This window comes from Paenibacillus sp. JJ1683, from assembly GCF_053006485.1.
In genome coordinates, this window is the sequence record NZ_CM129820.1 from 3,571,738 (window position 1) to 3,596,961 (window position 25,224).

At 44.8% G+C, this 25,224-nt stretch carries 28 protein-coding genes and 2 tRNA genes; 8 read left to right on the forward strand and 22 right to left on the reverse strand.

Annotated features, from left to right (window positions below; all coding sequences use genetic code 11):
• Positions 1 to 24 precede the first annotated feature (24 nt).
• Positions 25 to 657: a GNAT family N-acetyltransferase gene (locus ACUC6J_RS15365; RefSeq protein WP_016822378.1), complete on the forward strand. Its 633-nt coding sequence runs from the start codon at positions 25 to 27 to the stop codon at positions 655 to 657.
• A gap of 13 nt (positions 658 to 670) precedes the next feature.
• On the opposite strand, the gene ACUC6J_RS15370 is transcribed toward ACUC6J_RS15365, so the two are convergent.
• From ACUC6J_RS15370 to ACUC6J_RS15385, 4 genes are all read right to left on the reverse strand, one after another.
• Complete coding sequence (locus tag ACUC6J_RS15370; protein ID WP_016822379.1) at positions 671 to 1,369, reverse strand: 5'-methylthioadenosine/adenosylhomocysteine nucleosidase; 699 nt, start codon at positions 1,367 to 1,369, stop codon at positions 671 to 673.
• A 113-nt stretch (positions 1,370 to 1,482) separates the two neighbouring features.
• The gene (gene ccpA, locus ACUC6J_RS15375) at positions 1,483 to 2,490 is read right to left on the reverse strand and encodes a catabolite control protein A (RefSeq protein ID WP_013371881.1); all 1,008 of its coding nucleotides are present in this window, start codon (positions 2,488 to 2,490) and stop codon (positions 1,483 to 1,485) included.
• Between the two features lie 107 nt (positions 2,491 to 2,597).
• Positions 2,598 to 2,939 carry a bacillithiol system redox-active protein YtxJ gene (gene ytxJ / locus ACUC6J_RS15380; protein ID WP_017427808.1) on the reverse strand — a complete coding sequence of 114 codons (342 nt, stop codon included), beginning with the start codon at positions 2,937 to 2,939 and terminating at the stop codon, positions 2,598 to 2,600.
• Positions 2,940 to 3,040: 101 nt separating this feature from the next.
• Positions 3,041 to 3,487 (reverse strand): hypothetical protein, encoded by a 447-nt coding sequence (locus ACUC6J_RS15385; protein WP_016822381.1) that lies wholly within the window; start codon positions 3,485 to 3,487, stop codon positions 3,041 to 3,043.
• Positions 3,488 to 3,824: 337 nt separating this feature from the next.
• On the opposite strand from ACUC6J_RS15385, the gene ACUC6J_RS15390 reads away from it, so the two are divergent.
• A complete protein-coding gene (locus tag ACUC6J_RS15390; RefSeq protein WP_017427809.1) occupies positions 3,825 to 4,361 on the forward strand; it encodes a type 1 glutamine amidotransferase domain-containing protein in 537 nt (178 codons plus the stop codon).
• Between the two features lie 139 nt (positions 4,362 to 4,500).
• Here ACUC6J_RS15390 and ptsP read toward each other — a convergent pair whose 3' ends face one another.
• The 4 genes from ptsP to aroA all read right to left on the reverse strand — a co-directional run bounded on the left by ptsP (position 4,501) and on the right by aroA (position 10,186).
• Positions 4,501 to 6,246 carry a phosphoenolpyruvate--protein phosphotransferase gene (gene ptsP / locus ACUC6J_RS15395; RefSeq protein WP_019687966.1) on the reverse strand — a complete coding sequence of 582 codons (1,746 nt, stop codon included), beginning with the start codon at positions 6,244 to 6,246 and terminating at the stop codon, positions 4,501 to 4,503.
• Positions 6,243 to 8,126 carry a glucose PTS transporter subunit IIA gene (locus ACUC6J_RS15400; RefSeq protein ID WP_013371886.1) on the reverse strand — a complete coding sequence of 628 codons (1,884 nt, stop codon included), beginning with the start codon at positions 8,124 to 8,126 and terminating at the stop codon, positions 6,243 to 6,245. Before ACUC6J_RS15400 ends, ptsP begins: the two co-directional genes overlap by 4 nt.
• 299 nt (positions 8,127 to 8,425) lie before the next feature.
• A complete protein-coding gene (locus ACUC6J_RS15405; protein WP_019687968.1) occupies positions 8,426 to 8,860 on the reverse strand; it encodes a CoA-binding protein in 435 nt (144 codons plus the stop codon).
• Between the two features lie 33 nt (positions 8,861 to 8,893).
• Positions 8,894 to 10,186: a 3-phosphoshikimate 1-carboxyvinyltransferase gene (gene aroA, locus ACUC6J_RS15410; protein ID WP_447249068.1), complete on the reverse strand. Its 1,293-nt coding sequence runs from the start codon at positions 10,184 to 10,186 to the stop codon at positions 8,894 to 8,896.
• Positions 10,187 to 10,454: 268 nt separating this feature from the next.
• Between aroA and ACUC6J_RS15415 the strand changes: the two genes are divergently transcribed.
• Positions 10,455 to 10,760, forward strand: a complete 306-nt coding sequence (locus ACUC6J_RS15415) for a rhodanese-like domain-containing protein (protein WP_013371889.1) — start codon at positions 10,455 to 10,457, stop codon at positions 10,758 to 10,760.
• 245 nt (positions 10,761 to 11,005) lie between these two features.
• Here the strand turns inward: ACUC6J_RS15415 and gndA are convergent, their stop codons facing one another.
• Together gndA and ACUC6J_RS15425 are read right to left on the reverse strand one after the other, a co-directional pair.
• A complete protein-coding gene (gene gndA, locus ACUC6J_RS15420) occupies positions 11,006 to 12,412 on the reverse strand; it encodes an NADP-dependent phosphogluconate dehydrogenase (RefSeq protein ID WP_013371891.1) in 1,407 nt (468 codons plus the stop codon).
• A 173-nt stretch (positions 12,413 to 12,585) separates the two neighbouring features.
• Positions 12,586 to 13,185: a hypothetical protein gene (locus ACUC6J_RS15425; protein WP_016822387.1), complete on the reverse strand. Its 600-nt coding sequence runs from the start codon at positions 13,183 to 13,185 to the stop codon at positions 12,586 to 12,588.
• Positions 13,186 to 13,464: 279 nt separating this feature from the next.
• Between ACUC6J_RS15425 and ACUC6J_RS15430 the strand changes: the two genes are divergently transcribed.
• Positions 13,465 to 14,097, forward strand: coding sequence for a YktB family protein (locus ACUC6J_RS15430; protein WP_016822389.1), 633 nt, complete (start codon positions 13,465 to 13,467; stop codon positions 14,095 to 14,097).
• A gap of 43 nt (positions 14,098 to 14,140) precedes the next feature.
• Here the strand turns inward: ACUC6J_RS15430 and ACUC6J_RS15435 are convergent, their stop codons facing one another.
• Positions 14,141 to 15,427, reverse strand: coding sequence for an MFS transporter (locus tag ACUC6J_RS15435; protein ID WP_340864986.1), 1,287 nt, complete (start codon positions 15,425 to 15,427; stop codon positions 14,141 to 14,143).
• A gap of 187 nt (positions 15,428 to 15,614) precedes the next feature.
• Here ACUC6J_RS15435 and ACUC6J_RS15440 point away from each other — a divergent pair, with 187 nt between their 5' ends.
• Entirely contained in the window at positions 15,615 to 17,090 is a 1,476-nt protein-coding gene (locus ACUC6J_RS15440; RefSeq protein WP_016822391.1) for an aminotransferase class I/II-fold pyridoxal phosphate-dependent enzyme, read from the forward strand.
• A gap of 114 nt (positions 17,091 to 17,204) precedes the next feature.
• Here the strand turns inward: ACUC6J_RS15440 and ACUC6J_RS15445 are convergent, their stop codons facing one another.
• A complete protein-coding gene (locus ACUC6J_RS15445; protein ID WP_007431055.1) occupies positions 17,205 to 17,510 on the reverse strand; it encodes a DUF1292 domain-containing protein in 306 nt (101 codons plus the stop codon).
• A 79-nt stretch (positions 17,511 to 17,589) separates the two neighbouring features.
• Positions 17,590 to 18,147, reverse strand: a complete 558-nt coding sequence (locus ACUC6J_RS15450) for a hypothetical protein (RefSeq protein WP_013371897.1) — start codon at positions 18,145 to 18,147, stop codon at positions 17,590 to 17,592.
• Between the two features lie 200 nt (positions 18,148 to 18,347).
• On the opposite strand from ACUC6J_RS15450, the gene ACUC6J_RS15455 reads away from it, so the two are divergent.
• Positions 18,348 to 19,106 carry an MBL fold metallo-hydrolase gene (locus ACUC6J_RS15455; protein ID WP_017427816.1) on the forward strand — a complete coding sequence of 253 codons (759 nt, stop codon included), beginning with the start codon at positions 18,348 to 18,350 and terminating at the stop codon, positions 19,104 to 19,106.
• A gap of 128 nt (positions 19,107 to 19,234) precedes the next feature.
• Here ACUC6J_RS15455 and ACUC6J_RS15460 read toward each other — a convergent pair whose 3' ends face one another.
• Both ACUC6J_RS15460 and ACUC6J_RS15465 read right to left on the reverse strand, forming a co-directional pair.
• A complete protein-coding gene (locus ACUC6J_RS15460; RefSeq protein WP_016822393.1) occupies positions 19,235 to 19,471 on the reverse strand; it encodes a DUF3892 domain-containing protein in 237 nt (78 codons plus the stop codon).
• An 86-nt stretch (positions 19,472 to 19,557) separates the two neighbouring features.
• Complete coding sequence (locus tag ACUC6J_RS15465) at positions 19,558 to 20,001, reverse strand: GNAT family N-acetyltransferase (protein ID WP_123797379.1); 444 nt, start codon at positions 19,999 to 20,001, stop codon at positions 19,558 to 19,560.
• A gap of 140 nt (positions 20,002 to 20,141) precedes the next feature.
• Between ACUC6J_RS15465 and ACUC6J_RS15470 the strand changes: the two genes are divergently transcribed.
• Positions 20,142 to 20,213: transfer RNA gene (locus tag ACUC6J_RS15470), tRNA-Val, on the forward strand.
• Positions 20,214 to 20,296: 83 nt separating this feature from the next.
• Here the strand turns inward: ACUC6J_RS15470 and ACUC6J_RS15475 are convergent.
• From ACUC6J_RS15475 to ACUC6J_RS15500, 6 genes are all read right to left on the reverse strand, one after another.
• Positions 20,297 to 20,539 carry a hypothetical protein gene (locus ACUC6J_RS15475; protein ID WP_016822395.1) on the reverse strand — a complete coding sequence of 81 codons (243 nt, stop codon included), beginning with the start codon at positions 20,537 to 20,539 and terminating at the stop codon, positions 20,297 to 20,299.
• 551 nt (positions 20,540 to 21,090) lie between these two features.
• On the reverse strand, positions 21,091 to 21,543 hold the full coding sequence (locus ACUC6J_RS15480) for a hypothetical protein (RefSeq protein ID WP_447249069.1): 453 nt from the start codon (positions 21,541 to 21,543) through the stop codon (positions 21,091 to 21,093).
• A 110-nt stretch (positions 21,544 to 21,653) separates the two neighbouring features.
• Complete coding sequence (locus ACUC6J_RS15485; protein WP_016822397.1) at positions 21,654 to 21,842, reverse strand: hypothetical protein; 189 nt, start codon at positions 21,840 to 21,842, stop codon at positions 21,654 to 21,656.
• 640 nt (positions 21,843 to 22,482) lie between these two features.
• Positions 22,483 to 22,767 (reverse strand): hypothetical protein, encoded by a 285-nt coding sequence (locus ACUC6J_RS15490; protein WP_016822400.1) that lies wholly within the window; start codon positions 22,765 to 22,767, stop codon positions 22,483 to 22,485.
• A gap of 82 nt (positions 22,768 to 22,849) precedes the next feature.
• A tRNA-OTHER gene (locus ACUC6J_RS15495) sits at positions 22,850 to 22,931 on the reverse strand.
• Positions 22,932 to 22,999: 68 nt separating this feature from the next.
• Positions 23,000 to 23,512, reverse strand: a complete 513-nt coding sequence (locus tag ACUC6J_RS15500) for a hypothetical protein (RefSeq protein WP_016822401.1) — start codon at positions 23,510 to 23,512, stop codon at positions 23,000 to 23,002.
• A 780-nt stretch (positions 23,513 to 24,292) separates the two neighbouring features.
• On the opposite strand from ACUC6J_RS15500, the gene ACUC6J_RS15505 reads away from it, so the two are divergent.
• A complete protein-coding gene (locus ACUC6J_RS15505) occupies positions 24,293 to 24,586 on the forward strand; it encodes a tyrosine-type recombinase/integrase (protein WP_016822402.1) in 294 nt (97 codons plus the stop codon).
• A gap of 301 nt (positions 24,587 to 24,887) precedes the next feature.
• Here ACUC6J_RS15505 and nirD read toward each other — a convergent pair whose 3' ends face one another.
• Positions 24,888 to 25,217 (reverse strand): nitrite reductase small subunit NirD, encoded by a 330-nt coding sequence (gene nirD / locus ACUC6J_RS15510; RefSeq protein WP_019687974.1) that lies wholly within the window; start codon positions 25,215 to 25,217, stop codon positions 24,888 to 24,890.
• Between the last annotated feature and the right edge of the window lie 7 nt (positions 25,218 to 25,224).

The window sequence follows — 25,224 nt, forward strand, 5'->3', positions numbered from 1 at the left end:
ATGGCAAACAAGGAGGTCGCACCCATGCAGCATTTAAAATTGTACCACTTGGACACACTGGATCATAACGGACAAACCATCCATGTAGAAGGACCGGTATCCGCTGATCGATTGCGTTCATTTCAAATGCATACGCAATTGGACGCCTTTCGTAAACCAAAGGAGCAATTCGACGCGCTGGTGGAAATTTCAGAACTGCCTGAAGGCAGAATCATCATTGCCCATGATGGAGAAACCCTTCTGGGATATGTCACTTTTCACTATCCAGATGAGATGGAACGCTGGTCGGAAGCTGGCATGAAGGATTTACTGGAACTCGGAGCTGTCGAGGTAGCCGATGACTATCGCGGACTGGGCCTGGGTAGCCGAATGATTCGGATTGCCTTTGAAGACGGACAGCTCGAATCCTATATTATTTTTACAACTGAATATTACTGGCACTGGGATTTAAAAGGCAGCGGTCTTTCCGTATGGGAATACCGCCGCATGATGGAACGTCTGATGAAAACCGTAAATATGGTATGGTACGCCACGGATGATCCTGAAATATGCTCACACCCTGCGAACTGTCTGATGGTACGAATGGGAGATGATGTGCCCCTCGAATCACGAGAACAGTTTGACCGTATCCGGTTTGTTCGAAGATTCATGTATTAAAAATATTACACTCTTATCCCAAATGCTTGAGCATGAACTCCACAATACGGTGCGAACGATGTGAGGCTTCTACCGTAAACTCAGCATAATTCACGTGAGCCGATCCATCAGCCTTATCTGACATAGATCGTAGGACAACATAAGGCACAGCGTTCATATGAGCTGTCTGAGCCACTGCGGCGCCTTCCATCTCGGTACAAGCACCGTCCATTTCTTGATGCAATGCTGTCACTATCTCACGATTTGCGACAAATTGATCGCCGGAAAGTACTTTCCCGACAATGTATCGATCGCCAAACGATTTGCAGGCTTGTTCAGCCAGACGGACAAGCTCGGGATCGGCCGCGAACTCTGAGGTGTCCTGATAAGGAATGACCCCTCTGGCATAACCCAAAGGCGTTACATCCATGTCATGCTGCATACATGTTGATGAGATGACAATGTCCCCAATGTTTAAATCCGGGTGTACCGCCCCTGCCACTCCCGTGAATATAATTTGTTCGACGCCAAAATGATCAATCAAGATTTGTGTTGTTACCGCAGCATTGACTTTGCCTACACCGGACTTGCAGACGACTACCCTTTGCCCGTGAATCATTCCGGTAGTGTATGTGATTCCCGTCTTGGTCGTCTTGCTTGCTTCCGTCATTGCCGAGAGCAGCAATTCAATTTCTTCATCCATCGCACCCATTAATCCATAAAGTCGGCTCATTACGCATCCCTCGTTTCTTAGTTTGATGATGATGTCACAAGAAGCTATGTATCTACGAAAAAAGCTCCGTCAAAGGAGCTTTCATCGAAGGTGTATCCTATTCGGCACTGTGCCTAGTCTAAATAATTAACTGATAACCGCAAAATAGTCTCGTGCGGCAAAATAACGCGAGAGTTCTCCACGTTTTCCTTCTTCATCAGCTTGGTCAGCAAACGCATGGCTACCGCACCCAAATCGTACATTGGTTGTGCGACGGTTGTCAGCTGAGGACGAACCATGGAGGCCATACGAATGTTGTCAACACTGATTACCGAAAAATCATCAGGTACTTTCAATCCCTCATCCTGAATACTATGAATCGCACCAATTGCCATTTCATCCGTAGCGGCAAAAATAGCACTTGGTTTCTTCTTCAGACCAAGGAAGTATTTCATGGCTTCAACACCGGATTCATAGCGGTAGTTCCCGATTCTCACGAGATCCTCCTGATAATCAATTCCAGCTGTTTCCAATGCTCTCTTGTAACCTTGGAAACGTGCATAGCCGTTTGCAGGGTCTTGAAGCGTACCACTGATCATTGCGATTTGACGGTGTCCATGACGGATCAACGTGTTAACTGCATCAAAAGCAGCGGCTTCATGGTCAATATCAACTGAAGGATAGCTACCTTTTTCATCACTCGTTGCACATAAAACAATAGGAACTGCAGCTGTATGGAAGGCCTGAATATGCTCGTCCGTTACTGTGCCGCCCATGAACAGCAGTCCATCCACTTGCTTTTCAAGTAATGTGTTGATAACGCGGATCTCTTTTTCTTTACGCTTGTCGGCATTACATAAAATGATGTTATAGTGATACATATTTGCAATATCCTCAATACCGCGTGCAATTTCTGCAAAAATTGAGTTCGATATATCCGGAATAACCACGCCAACAGTCGTTGTCTTCTTGCTGGCCAGACCTCTAGCTACCGCATTCGGGCGATATCCCAATTGTTCAATCGCTTCGTACACCTTCTTGCGGGTCTGAGGTTTTACATTAGGATTATTGTTAACTACGCGGGACACCGTGGCCATTGAGACACCAGCTTCGCGAGCTACATCATAGATCGTTACCGTCACATTCCTTCTCTCCATTGCCAATAAATTTTCAACCGAATCCTAGATCAACTAATTAGAACCATGATACGACAAAATACTACTTTATGCAACGACAGCACTCATTCTATCTATGTGAGATGATCGTGAAGCGCACGGGCTGTAATATTCGAATGGGATGTATGCCAGACAGCCTCCCCGTCCTTGATTAAAATGGCCTGCGGCGATTCATGTTTCACCTGAAGCATGTCCGCAGCCGCATTGGACACCGGCCGATCCTCTACTACATAAATGATACCGTATTCAATATTTTCGTCGGGAGCACCTTCCAAATAAGACTCCACTTCCTGATATGCACCTGCACTTATTGGACAACGTGTACTGTGCTTAAAGAGGAGTAACGGCTTGTCTGATGACGCTTCCAGAGCCGTATTTAATTGTTGAATAGTAGTCATTTTCGTCATCGTCGCCATTGGATATACATTCCTTTCTGTGTCTTGTCGTATGGCCTATTCTCATCGTAACAAAAAGAACATGTAAAATCCAATGGTGACCATGAAAATTTTCATATTTTTTAGTTTTTCGTATTCGTAAACACCGATTTACTGGTAAAACCGGATAATTGAACCAATCTTTTCTCTACATCATTCATCCAATCTTCATCTCCTAGGCTTCTCGCATAGCGATAAAGATCCAGTAAGAGATTAATTCGAAGCTCCATTCGCTCCTCCAAAGCGGATTGCCAATCCACATTGGGATTATCCGCTTCCTCCAGTACAAGCTTACGAATAATTTCTGCCAGTTCATTGTTGCGTGCAAAAGATATTCGCCGGGGTGCAGGTTTGCTCCCTAAACTTTGTAATAGTTCCTTAATGTCCTTCGTCACATGCTGCAAAACCTCACTGGAAAAGCATGACGGACATGAGAATACAGGGACATGCAAAATTTCAACCTTACTCGCATATATTACCTTTCGCAATTCCAGCCCCATCGGTTCACCACATTGGCATTGCTTATGCATTTTACCACCTCATTACGTAGGATCAAACTTATATGAGGATCTCATCAGAATCCAGATATATCTATCTACTAGTCTATAAAATATTTGTTAACTCAATAAAATCTATCATACCTTTTTTTATTTCGACTTTGGGGCCTCAAATCCTTCCACAGATTGCAGCAATGAACAAATTACCAAAGCTTTGGGGGTCAAAAAATGACGACGATTGTTGTTAAAGAGCGACTCCTAACCCGAGAATCTGCGGAGGAATGGACTTCGGGCGTACTTTTTCTTAAGATGTAAAAGTACAGATTACAAAACAAAGGTGTCATCATGTGACGCACGAAAGGATGGTTGGATGTCAAGACTTACCGGAAAAAAGGTAATTGCCCTGGTAGATGAGGAATTCGAGGATCTGGAATTATGGTACCCGGTGTATCGTGTTCGTGAAGAAGGCGCGGAAGTACATTTAGCCGGTGCTGAAAAGGGTAAAAAGTATATTGGAAAATACGGCGTACCTGCTGAAGCAGAATATGCCTTTGAAGAACTGAATAGCAGCGATTATGACGGAATTCTCGTTCCTGGCGGATGGGCGCCCGATAAACTGCGCCGTTATCCCAAGGTCATTCAACTCGTACAGGAATTTCATGCCGCACATAAACCCATCGGACAAATCTGCCATGCAGGCTGGGTACTGATTTCTGCAAAAATATTGGATGGTGTTACGGTCACCTCCACACCAGGTATTCGTGATGATATGGAAAATGCAGGAGCCATCTGGAAGGATGAAGCTGTGGTGACAGACGGACATATTGTATCCGCTCGTCGACCGCCTGATCTTCCCCCTTACGGAAAAGCGTTCTGCGATGTATTAGCTAATAGCGCTCAGAAATAAGATATCCAGTCCGCACATTCAGGACTTGAGTAACCCTTATCTATAGCTATATCGAAAAAGCACCTTCAAAACCACTTTATTCATGGTTTTGAAGGTGCTTTTTTGTACGAGCCAAGCTAAGCTTTCAGATTTTAAAGCATTACTGCCGCCCAGGTCCGGCCGGGGTGCAGCTGATATTAGCTGCAGTCAGCTTGTCTTCGATCGCTGCACCAGTAGACATGCCAAAGCAAGCACGAGCAACTGTCATCGCCTCAGATGCGGTCGTATTCAGCACACGATGCTTGACCCGCAATAAAGATTGGGGGGACATACTGAGCTGATGTATTCCTAGTTCCAGCCAAAGTGGAACGGATCGTTCATCTCCAGCCATCTCACCGCAGACACTCACATCAATTCCGGCTTGATGTGCCGCCTGTGCAGTCATGCGCAGCATTCGAAGTACAGCCGGGTGGTATGGATGGTACATATGCGCAATCTGCTCATTCATACGGTCCACAGCCAGCACATACTGAACTAGATCATTTGTTCCGATACTAAAAAAATCGGTTTCAGCTGCTAATAGATCCGCGATCATCGCCGCAGCCGGAACCTCAATCATAATTCCTCGCTGTATTTTGGGATTATAGGCAAGCCCTCTTGCATCCAGATCCGCCATAGCCTCCTTTAAAAGAACATCTGCCTGACGGACTTCCTCCACAGATGAGATCATCGGGTACATGACCTTGATATTCCCCGTTGCACTGGCTCGCAAAATTGCAGTCAATTGAGTTTTAAACATTTCCTTCCAATCCAAACTAATCCGTATAGCACGATAACCTAGAAAAGGATTTTCTTCCTCTGGGAGTTCAAGATAATCCAACGGCTTGTCGCCGCCGATATCCAATGTACGGATGACTACGGAGTGATTGCCTGCCTTTTCCGCTATTAGCCGATATACTTCATACTGTTCCTCTTCATCAGGAGCAGATTTGCGATCCATATATAAAAATTCCGTGCGGAACAGCCCCACACCCTGAGCTCCATGCTTCAAAGCGGCCTCCAGCTCTTTAACGGAGCTAATATTGGCCGCCAGCCTCAGCGTGGTTCCATCCTTGGTCACAGCTTCTACCGAAGCGAGTACCTGAAGCTGCTCTTTTCTGCGTCGCTGCTCGTCACGCAAAACGATATAGTGGTCTGTTACTGATTTTTCCGGATTTACATACACCCTGCCCAGGTCTCCGTCCACAACCATCATATCTCCGGTTTGAACGGGCAAATTCAAATTGCTCTCCAATCCTGAAACGAGTGGGATACCAAGCGCACGGGCCATAATCGCGGAATGCGATGTTTTACCACCATTCATAGTCACAATCCCCAACACGTAGCTGGGATTCAGGTGTGCCGATTGGGATGGCGAAAGCTCCTTGGCTACCAGAATATAGGGCTGTGTGTCGTTAGGAAGAGTCACTTCCGGTGCGCCCAGCAAATGCTTGAGCAGTCGGTTCCCCACATCCTTAATGTCGATTGCCCGCTCCTTCATATATTCATCATCCAGCAAATCAAACATGGTCACAAAATGATCAATAGCTTCCTTCACAGCCACCTCGGCCGCCTTATACTGACGCTGAATAATTCCGCTAATTTCATTCATGAATTCCGGATCTTCCAATATCGCAAGATGAGCATCAAAAATGCTGGATTCCTCCGGTCCCACCATCTCTCGAAACTCATCCTTAATAAACTGGATTTCACTTTTGGATGTACGTATCCCTTCATACAATCGTTCAAATTCCTTCGCTAGATCTACCGTATCCATTTTTTGATCTGGTAAATCCCATTCCCAGCTCGGCAGGACAAATGCCTTCCCGATGGCCACACCTGCTGCGGCGCCGATGCCTTCTATCATGTTTCTACCCCTCCAACATTCCTGTCATGCAGCACAACGGACATTACCGAGGCCTGACCTTTTTTCACTGTTTTAAACGGAGCAAAGCTCCACGACTTGACGCGATCCGGATTCGTGATGACCATAGGAGTCACCAGCGATGGAGCTTGCTCTCGTAGCGCCTGCAAATCAAATTTGATCAGCAATTGCCCCGGTTCCACCGTATCGCCTGCTTCTACCATAGCAGTAAAATTCCCTTTTAGCTGTGAAGTATCAATCCCGATGTGAAGCAGAACCTCAAGTCCTTCTCGTGTGGAGATGCCTAAAGCGTGCATGGTCGGATACAAATGCATCACAGTACCATACACCGGAGACACAAGTTCACCGCGTTCAGGAACAAAAGCAACACCGTCCCCAACCAGCTTCGTTGCAAAAATTTTGTCAGGCACTTCATGAATCGGTAGCATTTTTCCATGTACAGGAGCATTGAACAAAATTTGAGGAAGATCACGTTCCATCAACTTCGCAATTTCCTCACGGATCAGTTCTGAATATGTTCCAAATACGACTTGTAAATTACCCCCGCCCAGATTAATAAGCCCGGCCGATCCCAAAGCCTTCATTGCTCCGGTATCAATCAGCCTGTCATTGTGAACGGTCAGCCGTAAACGGGTAATGCAGGCCTCTACCTGCACAATATTCTCCTTCCCACCGAGTGCTTCCAAAATAAGTGGAGCACTGTAAGGAATATTACCGGCCCAATCCTCCAGAACCGAGCCTTCCTCACGGCCAGGAGTTGGAATCCGGAACCGACGGATCGCCCATCGAAACAGTACATAATACACAAGCCCATATGCCACTCCAACTGGAATTAGTAACCAGGCGTTATGTGACAGGTGGAAATTAAGGACATAATCTATAAAACCCGCCGAATATGAAAAGCCATGATGAATGTCCAACTCAAAGGTAAGCCACATGGCCAGACCGGACATAACCGCATGAACGAGGAACAAATAAGGAGCAGCAAACAAAAAGGCAAACTCAATCTGTTCCGACACTCCGGTAAAAAAGCAGACCAATGCGGCCGTCAGAAACGTTTTCTGCACCTTTGGTTTCAAATCTTCACGAGCTTCCTGAATGATCGCTAACGCAATCGCAGGGATCGCAAACATCATAATGGGAAACAACCCGGACATGAAATAGCCCGCTGTCGGATCGCCAGCAAAAAAACGGGGCAAATCCCCCTGCACAACGTTGCCAGACGGCGTTTTATATGTACCCAGTTGAAACCAAAATATATTATTAAGCAGATGATGAAGACCAAAAGCTGCCAATAATCGGTATAGAATACCGTAAATAAGCAGTCCAAAACCGCCCAAGCTCGATTCCAGGCCTACTATAAATTCCAGGCCTCGCTGGATCAGCGGAGCAATAATCAACATAAGCCCTGCAAATACAGCAGAGAACAGGCCAATAAGCAGCAGAACAAATCGGGTTCCCCCAAAAAACTGAAGCACTTCGGGCAACTTAATGCTTTTGAAGCGATTATAAGCCAAGCCTGAAATAATCCCCAAAATGATACCAATGAGCGTCGCTGGCTGAATGAGTCCGTTTCCAAATCTCAATGTGACCTGATCATATATAGCCATACCAGCCAATGCAGCCAGTCCCGCCTGACCTGCTTGATTCGACATGCCCAGTGCAACACCCACCGCAAACAAATACGGCAAAAAATAAAAAATCCCGTGTCCCGCCGCATTTGCCATATCAGACACCATAGGAAATCCCCACGTGGCCCAAGGAAGGCTGCCGAGACTTAGCAATATTGCAGCTGCTGGTAGCACCATCGTCGGGAGCATGACAGCACGACCAAGCTGTTGTAAGGATCCGAGCCAATTCATGGCATTCCTCTCCCTTCTATCCCTGATGGTAAGCCGAATAAATACTTTTGTCAAAGCAATGGTTCCGTCAGCCAAAAATATTTATTTACGCTTTTACAGGTCATATAACTTATTACTCAGCGATAACCCTATGAATTTAACTAGACCCTATCATATTCCAAGCATACATACATTATATGGATTCCTGAAAGTATAATATACTGTATCATAGTTCTGATTTCACACCAAAAACCTTCAACCCTATGAAATAAGGGAAGAAGGTTTTTTTCATGCTCATATAGCATGATTCAGCGATGTGATTATCCTTTACGTACAGCTTGGGTCACTGAATCCTCCACCTTAATGCAACGATCCATAATAACCGTCATTCCATGCTCCTGCGCAATGTCAGCGGCTTCCTGGCTTATAATTCCCTGTTGCAGCCACAATATCTTAGCTCCAATAGCAGCTGCTTCACGCGCAACCTCTGCGCAGTATTCGCTACGCCGGAATACATTAACCAATTCAACGGGCTCTGGTACTTCAGCAAGACTGGCATAGCAAGTCTCTCCAAGAATCGTTTGTCCTGCGGCCGCAGGGTTTACCGGAATAATCCGGTATCCCCGCTGTTGCATAGCATAAGAAACCATGTATGAGGTGCGGTCTGATTTATCAGACAAACCAACAACCGCAATATTGCCTACTTGTTCCAAAATATTCTTAATCTCTTCTCTGGACGGATTTTCAAAAGCCATTTTTTCTCCTCCTGTCTGCATCTTAACTTACCTTTATTTTACCCATTCTACAGAAGCACCAAGCGTCGTCAGATGGTCGAAATACTGTGGATACGATTTGGCGACATGATGCGCATCCTTGATCACTAGCGGCTTCTGCGCACGCAAACCTACAACCGTCAATGCCATAATGACACGGTGATCAAAATGCGCGTTGATTTCCACACCACCTTCGACACCCTCCGGTCTACCATGCACAATGATTTCCGCTTGACGTTCTTCTACCCGAGCTCCAGCCTTGCTCAATTCATTCAAATAATCGGTAATACGGTCACATTCCTTATACCGTAGATTTTCCACGTTATAGAAACGGGACGTACCTTCGGCAAATACAGCCGCAGCTACCATGGCAAGCACAGCGTCTGTCGCAGCATCACCGTCAAACTCGATGGCTTTCAATCGACCGTTCCCCTTTACGACAACGGTATCGTTCTCATGTGTCAGTGGCACTTCCATCATACGCAGCACGTCTACAATAGCACGTTCTCCCTGTTTGCTCTGTTCTTTAAGACGATGGATGGTTACATCGGAATTCGTTACTGCGGCCGCCGCCAGCACCGCAGCACTCCCTGGATAATCCCCCTGTACAGTATACGTACGTGGCTGATAGGATTGCCGACCCGGTACGCGGAAAGACATGTAGTCATCACTTGCATGAATGGTAATACCAGCCTCTTGCAATACCTCCAGCGTCTGCCCAATGACCACTTTGGATTTCAAATCATGCAACACTTCAATTTCACTATCTTTCTCCAAAAGAGGTGTAAGGAACAACAGAGCGCTTAAATACTGTGAGCTAACCGAACCGGACACTTGGATTTTACCGCCCTTCGCCTGACCACCCTGAATACGTATTGGCAACTTGCCTTCACGATGATCTACTCTAACCCCCAGTTGGCCCAGTGCATCAATTAGATCATCATGGGGTCTTTTCCCCAAGGAGTCGGGATATGTATTCACAAATGTAACATCCGGACATAGGGACGCAATTCCCATCAAAAAACGGAGCACCGCTCCTGCATTGCCCACGTTCAGTTCCTTCACAGCTTGAGGATGGCTACCAAAACCTGTAATCACGATTTTTTCATCATCCTCTTCCAGCACTGCTCCCAGATCGGTGATACAACGACGCATAGCATCACTGTCTTCACTATGAGCTGGATAGTAAATAGTACTTTGCCCATCAGCTAGTGCAGCCGTTAGCAGATAACGAGTAGTGTAGTTTTTGGAGGACAAAGCCCCAATCTCTCCTTGCAGGGAAGGGGTAGGTCTAACGATAACATCCATATTATACATGCTCCTTTTCGATTCAAACCATCCTAGTTTACGTTAATTATACAAGTTGTAACGTTCATTTCTCCACCTAAAAAATCAGGAATATTCATCTAGGTCTGTCGAGGTTTAGCAACCTGGTTGACCAATCTTTATTTGATTTTTAGATTCAGGCTAATTGACAGCTTAGAGATCGCTTCGCTATCATACATAGAGAGTGTGACGTTTCTCACACGTCAACAATACAAATAGTACCCATTTACATTAGAAAAGAGGTCCAGCCATGACGCAAATCGCTCTGATTGAACCTTCTGAGCTTCGCGCACGCCTGCAAGCAGGAGAGCAATTGCAATTGATCGACGTCCGTGAAGCGGAAGAAGTAGCTGAAGGTATGATTGAAGGTGCCAAGCACATTCCGCTCGGACAGATTCCGGGCCGCCTTGAGGAAATTGAACGCACCGGTGAAATCATCTTTATTTGCCGGAGCGGTTATCGCAGTGAACGTGCCTGCGAATATTTGCAGCAGTTAGGTTACGAGGGTTGCACCAATATGACTGGTGGCATGCTGCAATGGTCACAGGAGCAGTAAAGCAGCTAGTCTATAAAAGAGACGGGAATCTTCCGTCTCTTTTATTTAAGCTCAAAGCTTAGACGCGGTAAAGCATTAAAATTTTGTGTTTCTATCATACCATAGCGTCAAAAGATTATACAATCCTTTAGCGAATTCAACATTGTATCTAAAATACCAAATCAAAAACGGAAGCTTTTTCTACCCAGAGGGCAAAAAAGCTTCCGTTGTGTTACATACTGCATTCTTACATATTCGTCAGTTCATTAAAACCATTGATGATGGAATACGCCTTCTTTGTCCACACGCTTGAACGTGTGTGCACCAAAGTAGTCACGTTGCGCTTGCAGCAGGTTTGCTGGCAAACGCTCCGTGCGATAGCTGTCATAGTAAGCAAGCGCGCTGGAGAAGCCAGGCACTGGAATACCTTGAGATACAGCCACGGAAATCACTTGACGCCATGCATCTTGATACGTTTCTACTACATTTTTGAAATAAGAGTCCAGCAATAGGTTTTTCAGAGCAGGATCACGGTCATACGCATCCTTGATGTTTTGCAGGAATTGCGAACGGATAATGCAACCACCGCGGAAGATCATTGCAATTTTTCCGTATTTCAAATCCCAATCATATTCATCGGAAGCTGCACGCATTTGAGCGAAACCTTGAGCATAAGACACAATTTTACTTGCGAACAGGGCTTTACGTACGCTTTCGATAAATTCTTTTTTGTCGCCGCTGAAGGATTCAGCTTTAGGACCGCTCAGCACTTTGCTTGCCGCAATACGCTCATCTTTCATAGCAGACAAGAAACGGGAGAATACGGACTCGGTAATCATAGACAATGGCACACCCAGATCCAGCGCGCTTTGGCTTGTCCATTTACCAGTACCTTTTTGACCTGCAGCATCCAAGATCACATCTACCATAGGCTTGCCTGTTTCAGCATCATACTGGGAGAAGATGTCAGCTGTAATTTCGATCAGATAGCTGTCCAGTTCACCTTTATTCCATTCTGTAAAGATTTCATGAAGTTCTTCCGCACTCACATTCAGGACTGATTTCAGCAAGTGATATGCTTCACCAATCAATTGCATGTCGCCGTACTCGATACCGTTGTGCACCATTTTAACATAGTGACCAGCACCGTCGGGACCGATATATGTACAGCATGGGTCGCCGTCCACTTTAGCAGAGATTGCAGTCAGAATCGGCTCTACCAGTTTGTAGGCACTTTCTTGTCCACCCGGCATAATGGCAGGACCATTCAAGGCACCTTCTTCACCACCGGATACGCCTGTACCAATAAAGCGAAGTCCTTTTTCCTCCAGCTCCTTGCTGCGGCGCTGTGTATCAGGGAAGTAGGCATTGCCTCCGTCTATAATAATGTCGCCCTTGTCCAGATGAGGCACAAGCTGTTCAATCGTGGCATCTGTAGCTTTACCAGCTTGAACCATGATTAGGATTTTACGGGGTGATTCCAGTGAGTTCACAAATTCTTCAATGGAGAAAGTACCCGTCAGTTTCTTACCTTCTGCTTCTTTGATAAGATCGTGCGTTTTTTCTGGAGAGCGGTTAAAAACCGAAACGGTGAAGCCTCTGCTCTCAATATTAAGGGCCAAGTTTTTACCCATTACCGCCAGGCCGATCACACCAATTTGCTGTTTTGCCATCTGGTTCCTCATCCTTTGCAACATATTTTGTATTCTATATCGCCGCTTTACCGCATTACACTTTATGTGAATCGGAACACGTGCACTTCTATTTTAACGTTTTTAGTGTCAGAAGTGAACCCCTGTCTAATCACAGATCAAAACACCCCATTTACATGAGGTGTTCCGATGTACTACGCTTCCATCATCAGCAGTTGGTGAGATAGCGTTTGCAGGCGTTTGTGGCAATTCTCGATTTTAATCGTATCTTCCTCGGTCATGGCTGTGAACAGCTTCTCCAATTCATCGTCCACTTCCATTTTGAGCAGCAGCAGCCGGGTTTCCCCTTCATTGGAAGCGTACATATCTTCCATTTCCTGAGCGGACAGCACGGGTCCTTTCTGATAAATAACACGCTGCTTAAAGCCAGTAACCTCGACTAGACGAATGACCTCGCCGAACAAAATATTTTCTACCAAGATATGATGATCCTTGACTCTTTTGACAATGGCATGACCTCGAGTACTTCCAATTAGCTTCTCCAACCACTCAGCCAGCTTGGCATCGCGGATTACATAATCTCCAGCCAGCTTATAGTGCCCTGTGCGCAATTGTTGAAAACGGAGCTTCACCAGCTTGCGCCCGGTTCTCACCGACAAAACCAGATACGACTCATCCTCGCTCCAGTACAGCGAATACCCTTCCGATATCAAATCCTTGATCAGATTATGGATATGCCGACGGCTAAACCGGAGCTCTAGATTGCAATATTCTACCTCACAGCCCTTGTTCACGGCATTCCCTCCTTTTTCAAGTCCGATTCAAGAAGTCCGGCTACAGCAAGCCTGCGGCTTTCCCGCTTGATCTTCCCTTGCTCTATTTTATACTTCATTTTATGTAAGGGTACTTGGTTATTTGACCTATTTTTATGAGTAACAGCGCACAATCCTACTTTTGCCTTATGTGCTTGTACCGAGCCTGGTCTAAAGACGGTCAAGCCCGCTGACATTATGCTATAATCGGACATAATACGCCACACGATATGGCTTAGCCTAGTTACAGGAGGAATAGGAATGACATTTAGTGGATTTACTGCAAAGGACTTTGATGTTTTTGAGATACCAGGATTGGAACCTCGCATGGAGGTGCTGATTCAGCAGGTTCGGCCCAAGTTGGAGGCGATTGGTGAGGAGATAGCCCCCTTCCTGACGGACTTATGCGGGGAGCCTATGCACGTTCACGTTGCCAAGCATGCACGACGCAAGGTCAATCCCCCGATCGATACATGGGTAGCCTGGGCGGCAAATAAACGCGGGTATAAGGCGTTGCCGCATTTTGAGGTAGGTATGTTCGCTTCCCATATATTCGTCATATTCGCAGTCATTTATGAAAGTCCGAATAAAATCACATTTGCCCAGGCGCTTGAAACCAACCTGAGCGATGTGCGATCTAACATACCAGGTCACTTTTACTGGTCCATGGATCATATGGCTCCACAAGGTACAGAACAGCAGCAAATGGACACTGAAGAGTTTCAAACCATCATTAACAAGCTGCAGCAGGTGAAAAAAGCCGAGGTCATGTGCGGGCTCCGCATTGATCGTAATGATCCTCTCGCTAGTGACGGAGCTGCGCTACTGCAGACAGTGCGTTCCACTTTTGAGCATTTGCTGCCACTGTACCGGATGTCTTTTCCAAAGGAATAGCTTCAGAATAAATGCGGCCCTGACCCGCTTTTGATAGTACCTTTCAAGCCTTAACAACGGTTTTTCTCCGTGGATTGCGCGCCAAAGCCAGATGGCAGCCAAACATGAGCAGCATCACGATCCCACTGATGATAAATGGAGCTGTGTGTCCAGCGCGGTCCCATAGCACTCCTGAAACAAGCGGACCAATAACCATGCCAGAGCCTTGGAGTGTTAAAAAAAAGCCCCATACTGTTGCACGCTCGCTTTCCGGAATCAGTTGGGCAAGAAACGTGTTCCATGCAGGCAAAATGAGCGCATATCCCAAGCCAATAATTGCTACGGATACAAACACAAGTGGGATGGTCTGTACTGTTGAAAAGAAAAATAGCGTGGTCCCGGCAAGCAAAAATCCGATGTGCAAAAAGTACTTGGTTCCAAGGCGATCCACTAGCTTGCCACAAGGGATTAATGCCAGCACAGTCACCCCACCGCCGGCAATCAGAAGCACGCTATACAAGTTCGGTGAAATTCCGAGATCCGTCCGCGCGTACAGCGTTAGCACAGGGCTGATCAAACCGATGACAAAGGACTGCAAAAACAGCGCAGGGTAAATTAACGGATTCACATTAAGCTTGGTTTTGAGCGTGTTGATCGTCTCCTGGATACCACTCAGCACTTGCCGCTTCTGCTTGGACTTCCCATCAGAAGATATGAGAGCGCTCTGTTCGAGGTCACCTTTGCCAGCAGACCTGTTCGTTCCAGGCAGCATAAGAGCAACCAGTAGTAATACAATACTGCATCCTATCAAAATCATGAACACCATACCGTAAGAGTGTCCGTAGTGGGATATGGCGAAGTTCATAACGAGTGGACCCAAGCCCGTTCCCCCCATGGACGCAATTTCCAGTGTTCCCATCGCTGCACCATTATTGTTATTAGGTCCGGACATTTCGGTCGTTCCGGTCATCACACAAGGCCAGAGCGGAGATGTCCCCAGTCCTAGTAGCAGACACGCGATGACGAGCCACACAGGTTCTGTCAGTGCGCTTAGCATAATGATCGCTACAAGTGTAAACAACAACGCAGTTGACATCGTGCCACGGTAACCGAGCCGTTCAGCCATCCAGCCCGCCGGTGCCCGGAATGCATTGTCTCCGAAATACTGAAGCGAAAAGGCTAAACCGATAATTCCGGCCGACAGCCCCAACGTTTCTCCCATATATACCGGCAGGATCGATACCAGAAGAGATCCCTTCATAAATTCGACCAGAAACACCAGTATCCATAATTTGGCGAAAAAAGGAGTCCACAGCCGCTGCGAAGCTTTTTTTCGTCTAATTTGCTTCATCTATCCCACATCCTCCGCCTTTGTTTTTTGTCTATACTTTCGGGGTTCTCCGCCTACTCCACTCTTTCGCAAATAAATGCGCCCTCAATCGCTTGCATTCCTACTTCAAACTGCTATACTCAATTTTGTTCTATTATCAATTGCACAGGATTGTCGAAATCCTGCATGAAAGGTTGTGACAACACTAATGAATCAAAGCAACACCCCGCTTTTTACTGCTTTGAAAAAGCATGCTCAGAGCAACCCGGTTCAATTTCACATCCCAGGTCATAAAAAGGGAGTGGGGGCAGATCGGGAATTTCGCGAATTTATGGGGGATAATGCTTTTTCCATAGATATGATCAATATCGCTCCATTGGACGATCTGCATCAGCCATCAGGCGTCATTGAAGAAGCTCAAAAGCTTGCAGCAGAAGCCTTCGGAGCTGATTATACTTATTACAGTGTACAGGGGACAAGCGGAGCCATTATCACCATGATTATGTCCATTTGTATGCCAGGTGATAAAATTATTGTACCCCGAAATATACACAAATCCATAATGTCTGCCATTATCTTCGCTGGTGCGAAGCCGGTATTCATTTCTCCGGTCAGTGATGAGAATCTCGGTATTCACCACGGGGTTACAACCAAGTCCGTACGCCGGGCATTGGAACGTCACCCTGACGCCAAGGGCGTCCTTGTCATCAACCCGACATATTACGGTGTGTGCGCCGATTTGAAGGAAATTGTAGATCTCGCTCACAGCTATAATGTGCCGGTCCTGGTCGATGAGGCTCACGGAGTACTGATTCATTTTCACGCTGATTTGCCGATGTCCGCCATGGAAGCGGGGGCAGACATGTCAGCTACAAGCGTTCACAAGCTGGGTGGTTCTTTGACTCAAAGCTCGATACTAAACGTAAATACAAAAAACGGATTCGTTAATCCGCAGCGTGTACAAACTATTTTCAGTATGCTGACAACGACGTCCACTTCGTATATTCTGCTGGCTTCGTTGGACACATCCCGACGCAATTTGGCCCTTAATGGCCATGAAATCGCACAACGTGCTCTGGAATTAGCTGAATATTGCCGCGCAGAGGTCAACAAAATCGAAGGGCTATATTGCTTTGGCAGTGAAATTCTTGGCACGGAAGCTACCTATGATTATGATCCGACCAAAGTGACGGTTCATATTCGCCATTTAGGCCTTACCGGATATGATGTGGAAAATTGGCTGAGAGATCACTACAATATCGAAGTTGAGCTTAGCGATATGTATAATATTCTCTGTTTGGTGACTCCTGGTGATACCAAAGAGGAAATTGACATTTTATTAAAAGCTTTGCGCGAGCTGGCTTCACTGCACTATTCCACAGGTCAGCAGCATGAGCTGGTTGTAAAGATACCGGATATACCGCAGCTCTCCCTCATTCCGAGAGACGCTTTTTACGGAGATACGGAAATCGTACCCTTCAAGGAATCTGCTGGCCGTATCATTGCAGAATTCATTTATGTATATCCACCAGGCATCCCAATCCTATTGCCGGGCGAAGTTATTTCGCAGGACAATATTGATTATATTGTAGATCATGTGGAAGTAGGCCTGCCTGTTAAAGGACCTGAGGATCGAACGGTACATCAGGTGAAGGTTATCGTTGAAACTGACGCTATTTCTTAAACAATGATCTGTTAGCATCTGCATGCAAAAAAATGTTGATGGTCAACAAAAAAAGCCCCCATTCGGGGGCTTTTCTAGTGTTTTGAAGAGCAAGAGCAGCTGCTGTATCCAATCTTATTCGTATTGGGCAACAAGCTCGCTATAAGCTGCTTCTACACGCTTCCACTCATCTTCGTCCTCAATATTGTAAAGCACCATTTCTTCGTTTTCTTCTTCCATACGAAGAATGATACCATCCGCTTCGGGATTGCCACGCTCAAGCAACAGAGCATACACGTGATCTTCTACGTCAAAGGTCTCTACCAGCACCATTTCTACATCTTTGCCATTTTCATCAGTTAGCGTAAGAACCATTTCTTCATGTTCGTGGTCATGATCGTGGTTGCAGGCTTCACCGTGTTCATGTTTGTGATCACTCATGGAAATACCTACCTTCAAATTGTTTTATTTTCCCTCGTATCGTAACATGATCAAGAGTGCAGGTCAATTTGTGGTATGCCTAATTTATCGCTGTAATGACTTTTTCGGATACCAGTGTATAACTACCGTCTTTACTTTCTTTAATGTAGAAACCGACTCGATAGTTCCCTGCTGTTTTGAAATCATACGTAAAGTCGTTCGTACGGAACCAGAAGTTATCCTTTTGCGCTCCTTTGATATCTTGGGACTGAATATCCTTTACATTGCCCGAAGGGTCGGTAATCGCTACTTTCACTCCGGAGATATCTGTTTTCAGGGTATCAATTTGGCTGAAAACATTAAACTTCACTTTGTTACCTTTATTCACGTTACCAAACACAGTATCTCCCTTGAACAGGAACATATGCACGTTTGGCTGGTCGAAGACAACTTTTCCACCAGAGGGATCAAAATTTACAAGCCCGTTAAAGTCACGGATAGGCACATAAGTTTTCCCATCAATGACAACTGCGCCATCTTTTGACACTTCTCCGTTAATAATCAACTGCACTTGGTCCTTGGCGGACTCCGCCGAAATGACGGTCCCTCCCATTATTGAAAAGGCCATCACTAGGGCCATCACTTTTCTCCATTTCATACTACATATCCCTCCATCGTTATCTGTTAAAAACCATCTGTCGTACATTTATACCTAGCTCAGCCGCACAAGTTGCGCTGTGTTTCACAAATTGTCCAAAGTTTTTACATAAGGAGCCAAATCTTTAGTTCCTGCAGCCTAGATGTTAAAATACGATTGTAGAGTGTCTTATAACACATCGTCTGGAGGGTGAATCCATAATGGGCCTAACGATACAGATGCTTGGTACAGGTAGCGCCTTTGCCAAGCATTATTACAACAACAACGCGCTGCTGGATAGCGGGGAAGGCAAGCTGCTGATCGATTGCGGTACAACCGCATCTCTAGCATTACACCAGATGGGTGTCCCTTTGCCTGATATTGACGCTATTTTAATCACACATATTCACGCAGATCATGTCGGAGGCCTAGAGGAATTTGGTTTTCAAATGAATATCCTCCATCGTCGCAAACCTCTGCTTTATATCGCCGAACCATTAATCCACCCTTTATGGGAGCATACGCTCAAGGGCGGCATGTCACAGCAAGGTATGATTGACAAGCTTGAGGATGTATTCGAGGTAAATGTCATAACCCCTGGCGTACCCACCACCTTAGTACCGGGTATCCAGGTAGAGCTGATCCCTACACGGCATATTCCTGGTAAAAACAGTTACTCTTTGTTCATTAATGATCGTCTTTTTTATAGTGCGGACATGGTTTTTGATCCCGATTTACTTCATCATCTGGTGCATGAACGGGGATGTCGAAGCATCTTACATGAGGTTCAATTACAAGGTGCCGGAGAAGTCCATACAACGTTAGATGAGCTGCTAAGCTTGCCAACACCTCTTCAAGAGCAAATTCATCTGATGCACTATAGTGACGATATGGAACAATTTAGAGATAAGGCAGGGATTATGTCCTTTCTGGAGCAGCAACGAGTATATCCGCTAGTAGAATTGGAACGTGCAGAGTAACCGAGCTAAAGGGAGTATTAACAATTAACAAAAAGCCGCCCGACTTTCCTACAAAGGATAGCTAGGCGGCTTGCTGCATATTTTTTGTATACAATGATAAGCTTGGACGTTAATGTTGCGAGTCAAGGTCAGAACAATGGCAGTTGATCCAGGTTATTAGAAGGATCTCCATCGGCATCCCCTCGAATTCGTTTGCTTCCATCCTTGGCCTTGAAGACGTTGACGCCTGCAATTGAACCTGCTTCAATCTCGTTCAACGCTTGGCTATAATCCAAAATCCGTCCAGTAGACGTCTGAAATGACGCAAGATCGCCATCCCCGTTTTTACGTACTGCCGTAATTTGTTCTCGTTCTGTATTAGCCATGCTGCATCGCTCCTTATCCATAGTATAGTGGAGGAACTTTTACTAGCATGCGCATTGTACAGCTTTGTATACACCCTGTGCCTCGACTACAACTTTTTACGCATACGTACATGCGGTATTCCCGCATCGTCAAAAGGTTCATCGGAGATCGTTTCATAGCCAAGCTTTTCGTAAAACTTCTCAGCTTGACATTGAGCATCTAACAACGAGTATCTCAGCCCAAGTTCACGTGCACGTTCCTCCAGTGCTAGCAGTAATACACGTCCATAACCTGCTGCACGATGCTCCTTGAGAACGGCAATACGTTGCATTTTAGCTGTCTCTTCATCGTAATATGTCAGCCGACCAGTAGCCACCATTTCCCCATGCTCACAAATTAGCAAATGATGGGCGGTATCTCCCAGCTTGTCATAATGATCAATTTCAAGATCCAGAGGAACCTTCTGCTCATCGACAAACACTTTGGTACGGATCAATATTGCCTTCTGCAGTTGCTCTTCTGTTGTTACAGTTATAATTTCTGCGGCCATCATCTGTTCCTCCTATCCTTAATTTCAAATGTAAACTCACTAAATTTGAATTATATATATAAATAGTCATGAAGTACAGGCTGATTTCTATTTTTTCACTTTACATATATGGTTAATACATGATATTATCTAGTAACTACAGGACGGTAGCTCAGCGGGAGAGCATTATCTTGACAGGGTAAGGGTCATGGGTTCGATCCCCATCCGTCCTATACCGAAACCCCCTTGATTCATAAGGGGGTTTTCTTATTTTTATAAACTCATATCCGATACGAAATATGGCTCTGATACGAATTTAATACGAATCACTTTTTGATACGAAGAAGCAGCGGCCAAGATCAGCTGCTTTCGTTGTTTTGAAAACATCAAAATTAGCACCATCAAGCCAGTTAAAAAAATACCAATTTGCTAATATATATTTCCCTGCCAGAAACTCGTAGGTCTTTTTTGGGCTCATCTTCATTATTTCCTCAACATGCTTGGGGCGCAGAGTCATAGGGTATTGCGCCCAATCATTAGCCACTTTAATTTCATTCATTTTCCCACTCTTTCTCTACTCCTTCTCAACAAGAAGGTTCATAATAGAAGCAAACTTATTATATATCTTGTATTTCTCAAGAACTGCCTCTACAGCAGCCTGTGTCCGTTTCCGGTCGATCTCAGGAGAGAGGCTGCGCAGAACAATGGCGGAAAGAGTTTCAGAGCGAATCGAAAATGACGAGCAGTATTCATAAGGTCCAATTCCAAAGCAATACGCGTATCAAATCCACCAAGCTTTTATAATCCAATCTGCTCAACTCCGCTTCTATATTGTTTGGGTACGAGAGATACTAAAATACTTTGTTATTTTCAGTACCAATAATGCTCAATTCCTTCTTGGCTCGACCAAGTTATTCACATCAACCACCAACTCCCGGATCTCTTCCACTTGCATGAGCGGTTCAAGAAACTCCGGTATGTCTCCGACAAAACTACCAAACTGAAATAACCCGCGCGATGGGATCGGCGGGCCAATGTAAATTAATATGCTCTCTTTTATTGTTAACACCTCCTTCCTGGTGGAATAAGGGCAAAGAAAAAAGCTACCTCTCAGCGACCATATAAACTAGAACTCGGTATTTTTAAAACTTGAAAATGAGCCTTGAATATTTCCAATTTTAGACGAACCAATTCATTGTAATTTATTGTTTCAGAAGCGGTTAAATAATCCTCTAATTCACGTAAGAGCAAGTTCAAAGTTATAACATCATTAACAAATAACTCCTTGTTGTGAACCTCAGAAAGTGAACTGAATCTCGGAGCAGTCTTAAGAACTCTCAATAAGTTTGTTTTATCGTAGTTACTGTTGTCTTTAAACAAATCTATTTCGAAATATACTTGCCTTAGAAAGTAAGACATTATCTGTTTCTCTTCTTCAAATTGTTTTATCCAACTTGTCCTTTTATCCTTATCTTTATAGTATTCTGTCATAACCCACCCTGTACCGATCCCTGTTATAATGGCTATCACAACATCTTTTAAAATATCAAGTATAATCCCCATTGCTTCCTCCTAAGACATCTAAAAAAGCACCACTTAAGGTGCTTATCTTCAAAATTCAAATTTTGCTGGCAAACTTAGCTTGTTCCCCTTCACTTTCTCGTGCTCAACCTTTACCCCATATACTCAGCGGCGAGATCTTCTTTAAAGGGAGTATGAACAATCAGTTCTACTTGATACCACGGTGAATCAGACGATAATGCGAAGAATTCACCTTCAACAGGGACTCTACTAAAGTCAAAATATTGATTCTCCCAGTTGGCTTTCCCCATGTCATGAGTATGAACAAAAACTTTGGGCACTTCAAACACCTCCTTCCTTCGACACAACAATTCGACACATAGGAAGAATATTCCTTTTTATGCGCCGAAAGTAATAGTACGAAAGGAGGTGTTTATGTTGCATATACTTGAAGATATCTGGGACGGTGTCTATGAACGAATAGTTAAGCCCCTTTTACAGAACGTTAGCCATTGCACTAACACTTTTAACAGCCGTATCCTACTATTTTTCATAAGGGAGAATAACTATGACAACATACTACGTTACTGGTACAAAGCAATTTACCAGTGAATTGCAAACAAAGCTCATGGAGTTGTCAAATAATGAGTTGAAAACTCCACATCCGTACACTCAGGAACTGGAACTTTTAATGTTCGCAATTACTCGGAGCAGCACTCCTGGCAAAAAAGACTTAGATTCGCGTTTCGGCGAATAATACCAGTTTATTCTGTTGAACGAACATGCGAAGAATTTACTGATAGACTACAAAGTCCCTTTTGAAATACTTGGAACTGTAGAATATGAAGATCCGATCAATGAAGGATTTAGTCTCTTGATCAGAAATACAAGATTCGTTTAAATAAATGGCACCTTGCGGACTCGAACCGCACATTTTCCTTTAGGCGCTTAAAGTCCCCGGAGTTGATCCGGGGATAAACACTATTGCAGCTCTTTGACTACCTTGGCTATATGGACCGGAATCGTAAGGCCCTCGCTCTCAGTCAATGAACCATCTACATGCAGCTTGATAGCCAATTGGTCGTATTCTCCCGTGCCTGTAGGGACTACAGAGTTACCATATGCGTGTGGACCTGCAAAGCTTACTACTCTACCAGTGGGGCTATACTTACGAGCTTCAGCCTCGGTATTTACCACCTTAAAGATATTATCCGAACCAAGATACCCAAATCCGCCGTTACGTACTGCGCTTGCCTCTGTACTCATTACAAAACACTTCCTTTTCTATTATTGTGAAAACAAAAAGAGCGACGCATATATGCCACTCTCATTAGGTCTTTTAATTAGGTGCACGGTGTGGGAATTGAACCCACGCCTTTAGGTCTGTTTTACTCGGGCCCGCCTGTGCTCTACCATTGAGCTAACCGTGCATAATAGTGATATTGAAGAAACTAAAAAGGTCGGCACGATAGCCGACCTCCTCACTGCATTTAAATTATTATTGCAATTCCTCTCTTGTGTTACCTATGCGAACCGACATACCACCCTCCATAGGACCGCCTGGTGAAGTAAGGTTTACATAGAAACTACCAACAGTCCAAGCACTTGAGTTGATTTCATCAAATGTTTCACCTTTCGCTATTCTTCCCTTCATCTTAACCGGACCACTAGCTGACCCCTGAGTTACTGTTATATTAATCGGGGCTTTCCCATCATTATGCACATACACTCTAGCATATCCGTAGTGCGGATCAATGTAGAAACGCTCTGACATGTCAGTGTTCGCAAGAGACTTGTTCAGCACCTTATTTGTGTCTTGAGGAGTAATAACATGATCTCCCGCTTTTGGTGTATTCACATCGGTCGATGTGTTTGCAGATTGGGAAACTGCTGTAAAGTCAGTTGTAGCTGGTGCAACATCTGTAGCTGCCGCAGAAGCAGATAAGGGAATTGCAAGAGCTAATGATAAAACAGATACTGCAGAAGCTTTTTTAAGGTTTTTCATACTCATAAGCCCACTTTCTTTGATTTTTTTATCCTGCCAACTCTATCAACCAGCACAGTATGTAAGAAACTATTAGAGCATTCATGATTGATAAAGTTTTTACAGGTATTTATGAACATTTACATTATAAGTCTTTTATTGTAATTATTCAACAAAAAAATGGGTTTTGATTCCATGTTAGCAGAAGCCCGGATTTGAACCGGGACCAGCCAGAAATGAATCCAGTAGCACACCAAGTATTCTGCATGAAACCGCTGGCGGATTCGAACCACCGACACACCCACCCATTCTTTTTCGCGAGAGGAATCGAACCTTCGTGGATATACCCCACTGCAGTTATGATAATAGATGTGGACATGGCACTTTCACCCTTGCATGCAGCCTTTTTCTAGGTACTTTCTTACGCGACCAGTTGCGCTCCTGATCCACTCTTTAGCGGCTAGGATCACTGTCACGAGGAGTGCGCTTGTCAGACGCACATTAGCAAGAGTGGAGTAGTGAAAACAGAAAGAGCAACATGCCCACTTATCCTACCCTAGCGGCTCTCTGTAGGTCTTATAGCAAGAGGATAACTGGTACCGCTCGTTTTACACCTACCACCGTCAAACAGGCATGTGTTTGTGCGGGGTGCTGCTCTCTCTTTGTTTTCCATGTTACTAATTTACCATGTGTGAAACCTAATAGATCACAAATATTTTCATTTTACGATCAATTTTCACGTAGTATTTTTTCAATTCAATAGTTTGCTAGCATACTATTATTGAAAGGGATATAAACAAAGAGGATTTGCGGCTTCAACTGGGGATATCTGCTGCTGCAATGGCAAAGATGAAAATATATAATCATACACTAGTCTCACTTGGACACCTTGCCATTAGCAGCATCACACCACGCCACATTCAAGACTTTTATAATGATCAGCAAAAACCCTGTTTCGTTAGTCGAACGGCTAAAGCTCGAAAAAAGGAAATGCAGGTATGGACCTTGGAACAGGCACACGCCTTCCTAGAAGCTTCAAAAGACGATATGTATTATATTGTGCTCCTTCTTACTCTAACTACCGGAGTGCGGAGATATTAGGAATTCGGTAGAAGGACGTGGATTTCGGTAAGAAAACTATATCAATCACTCAGATTATGAGTAGTGATGGTAAAGATTTTTAAGTTGGTGCTGAGAAGAGAAACTGGTCATTGTTTAAGATTTAAGCGAAAAAAAAGCCAACCAGAAGTAAGGTTGACTTTTTATATACACCACGCTTAAGCAGCAATGTCTCTTTTTTCAGCAAGATTGAATTCTAGAGAATTGTTCGGCAATACGTATCTCTTCTATTATATAGAAGAACAACTAAGCCCAGCACCCCAAGCAAATAAACCTAATGCCCCTAGATTACGATGTAAACTGCTCCACTCTCACTGTCAATCTCCGTCGGGTAAGTGGTCACACATCCAGTATCCGGCTCTTGCACCTGACCAGTGGACAGGTCGACTTTCCAATCATGAAGCGGACAATGGACCACCGATCCGCATATCATTCCTTCAGATAGCCGTCCCCCTTTGTGTGGACAACGGTTCTCAAGCGCACGCACGCTGCCGTCACTAAGGCGAAATACGGCTATCTCTGCATTATGAATGCGAACTGTTCTTGCTCCACGTCGGTCAATCTCGTTCAGATCTGCTATCCTGATTCTGCTGGTTATCGTATTGCTCTCCATTTGGTCA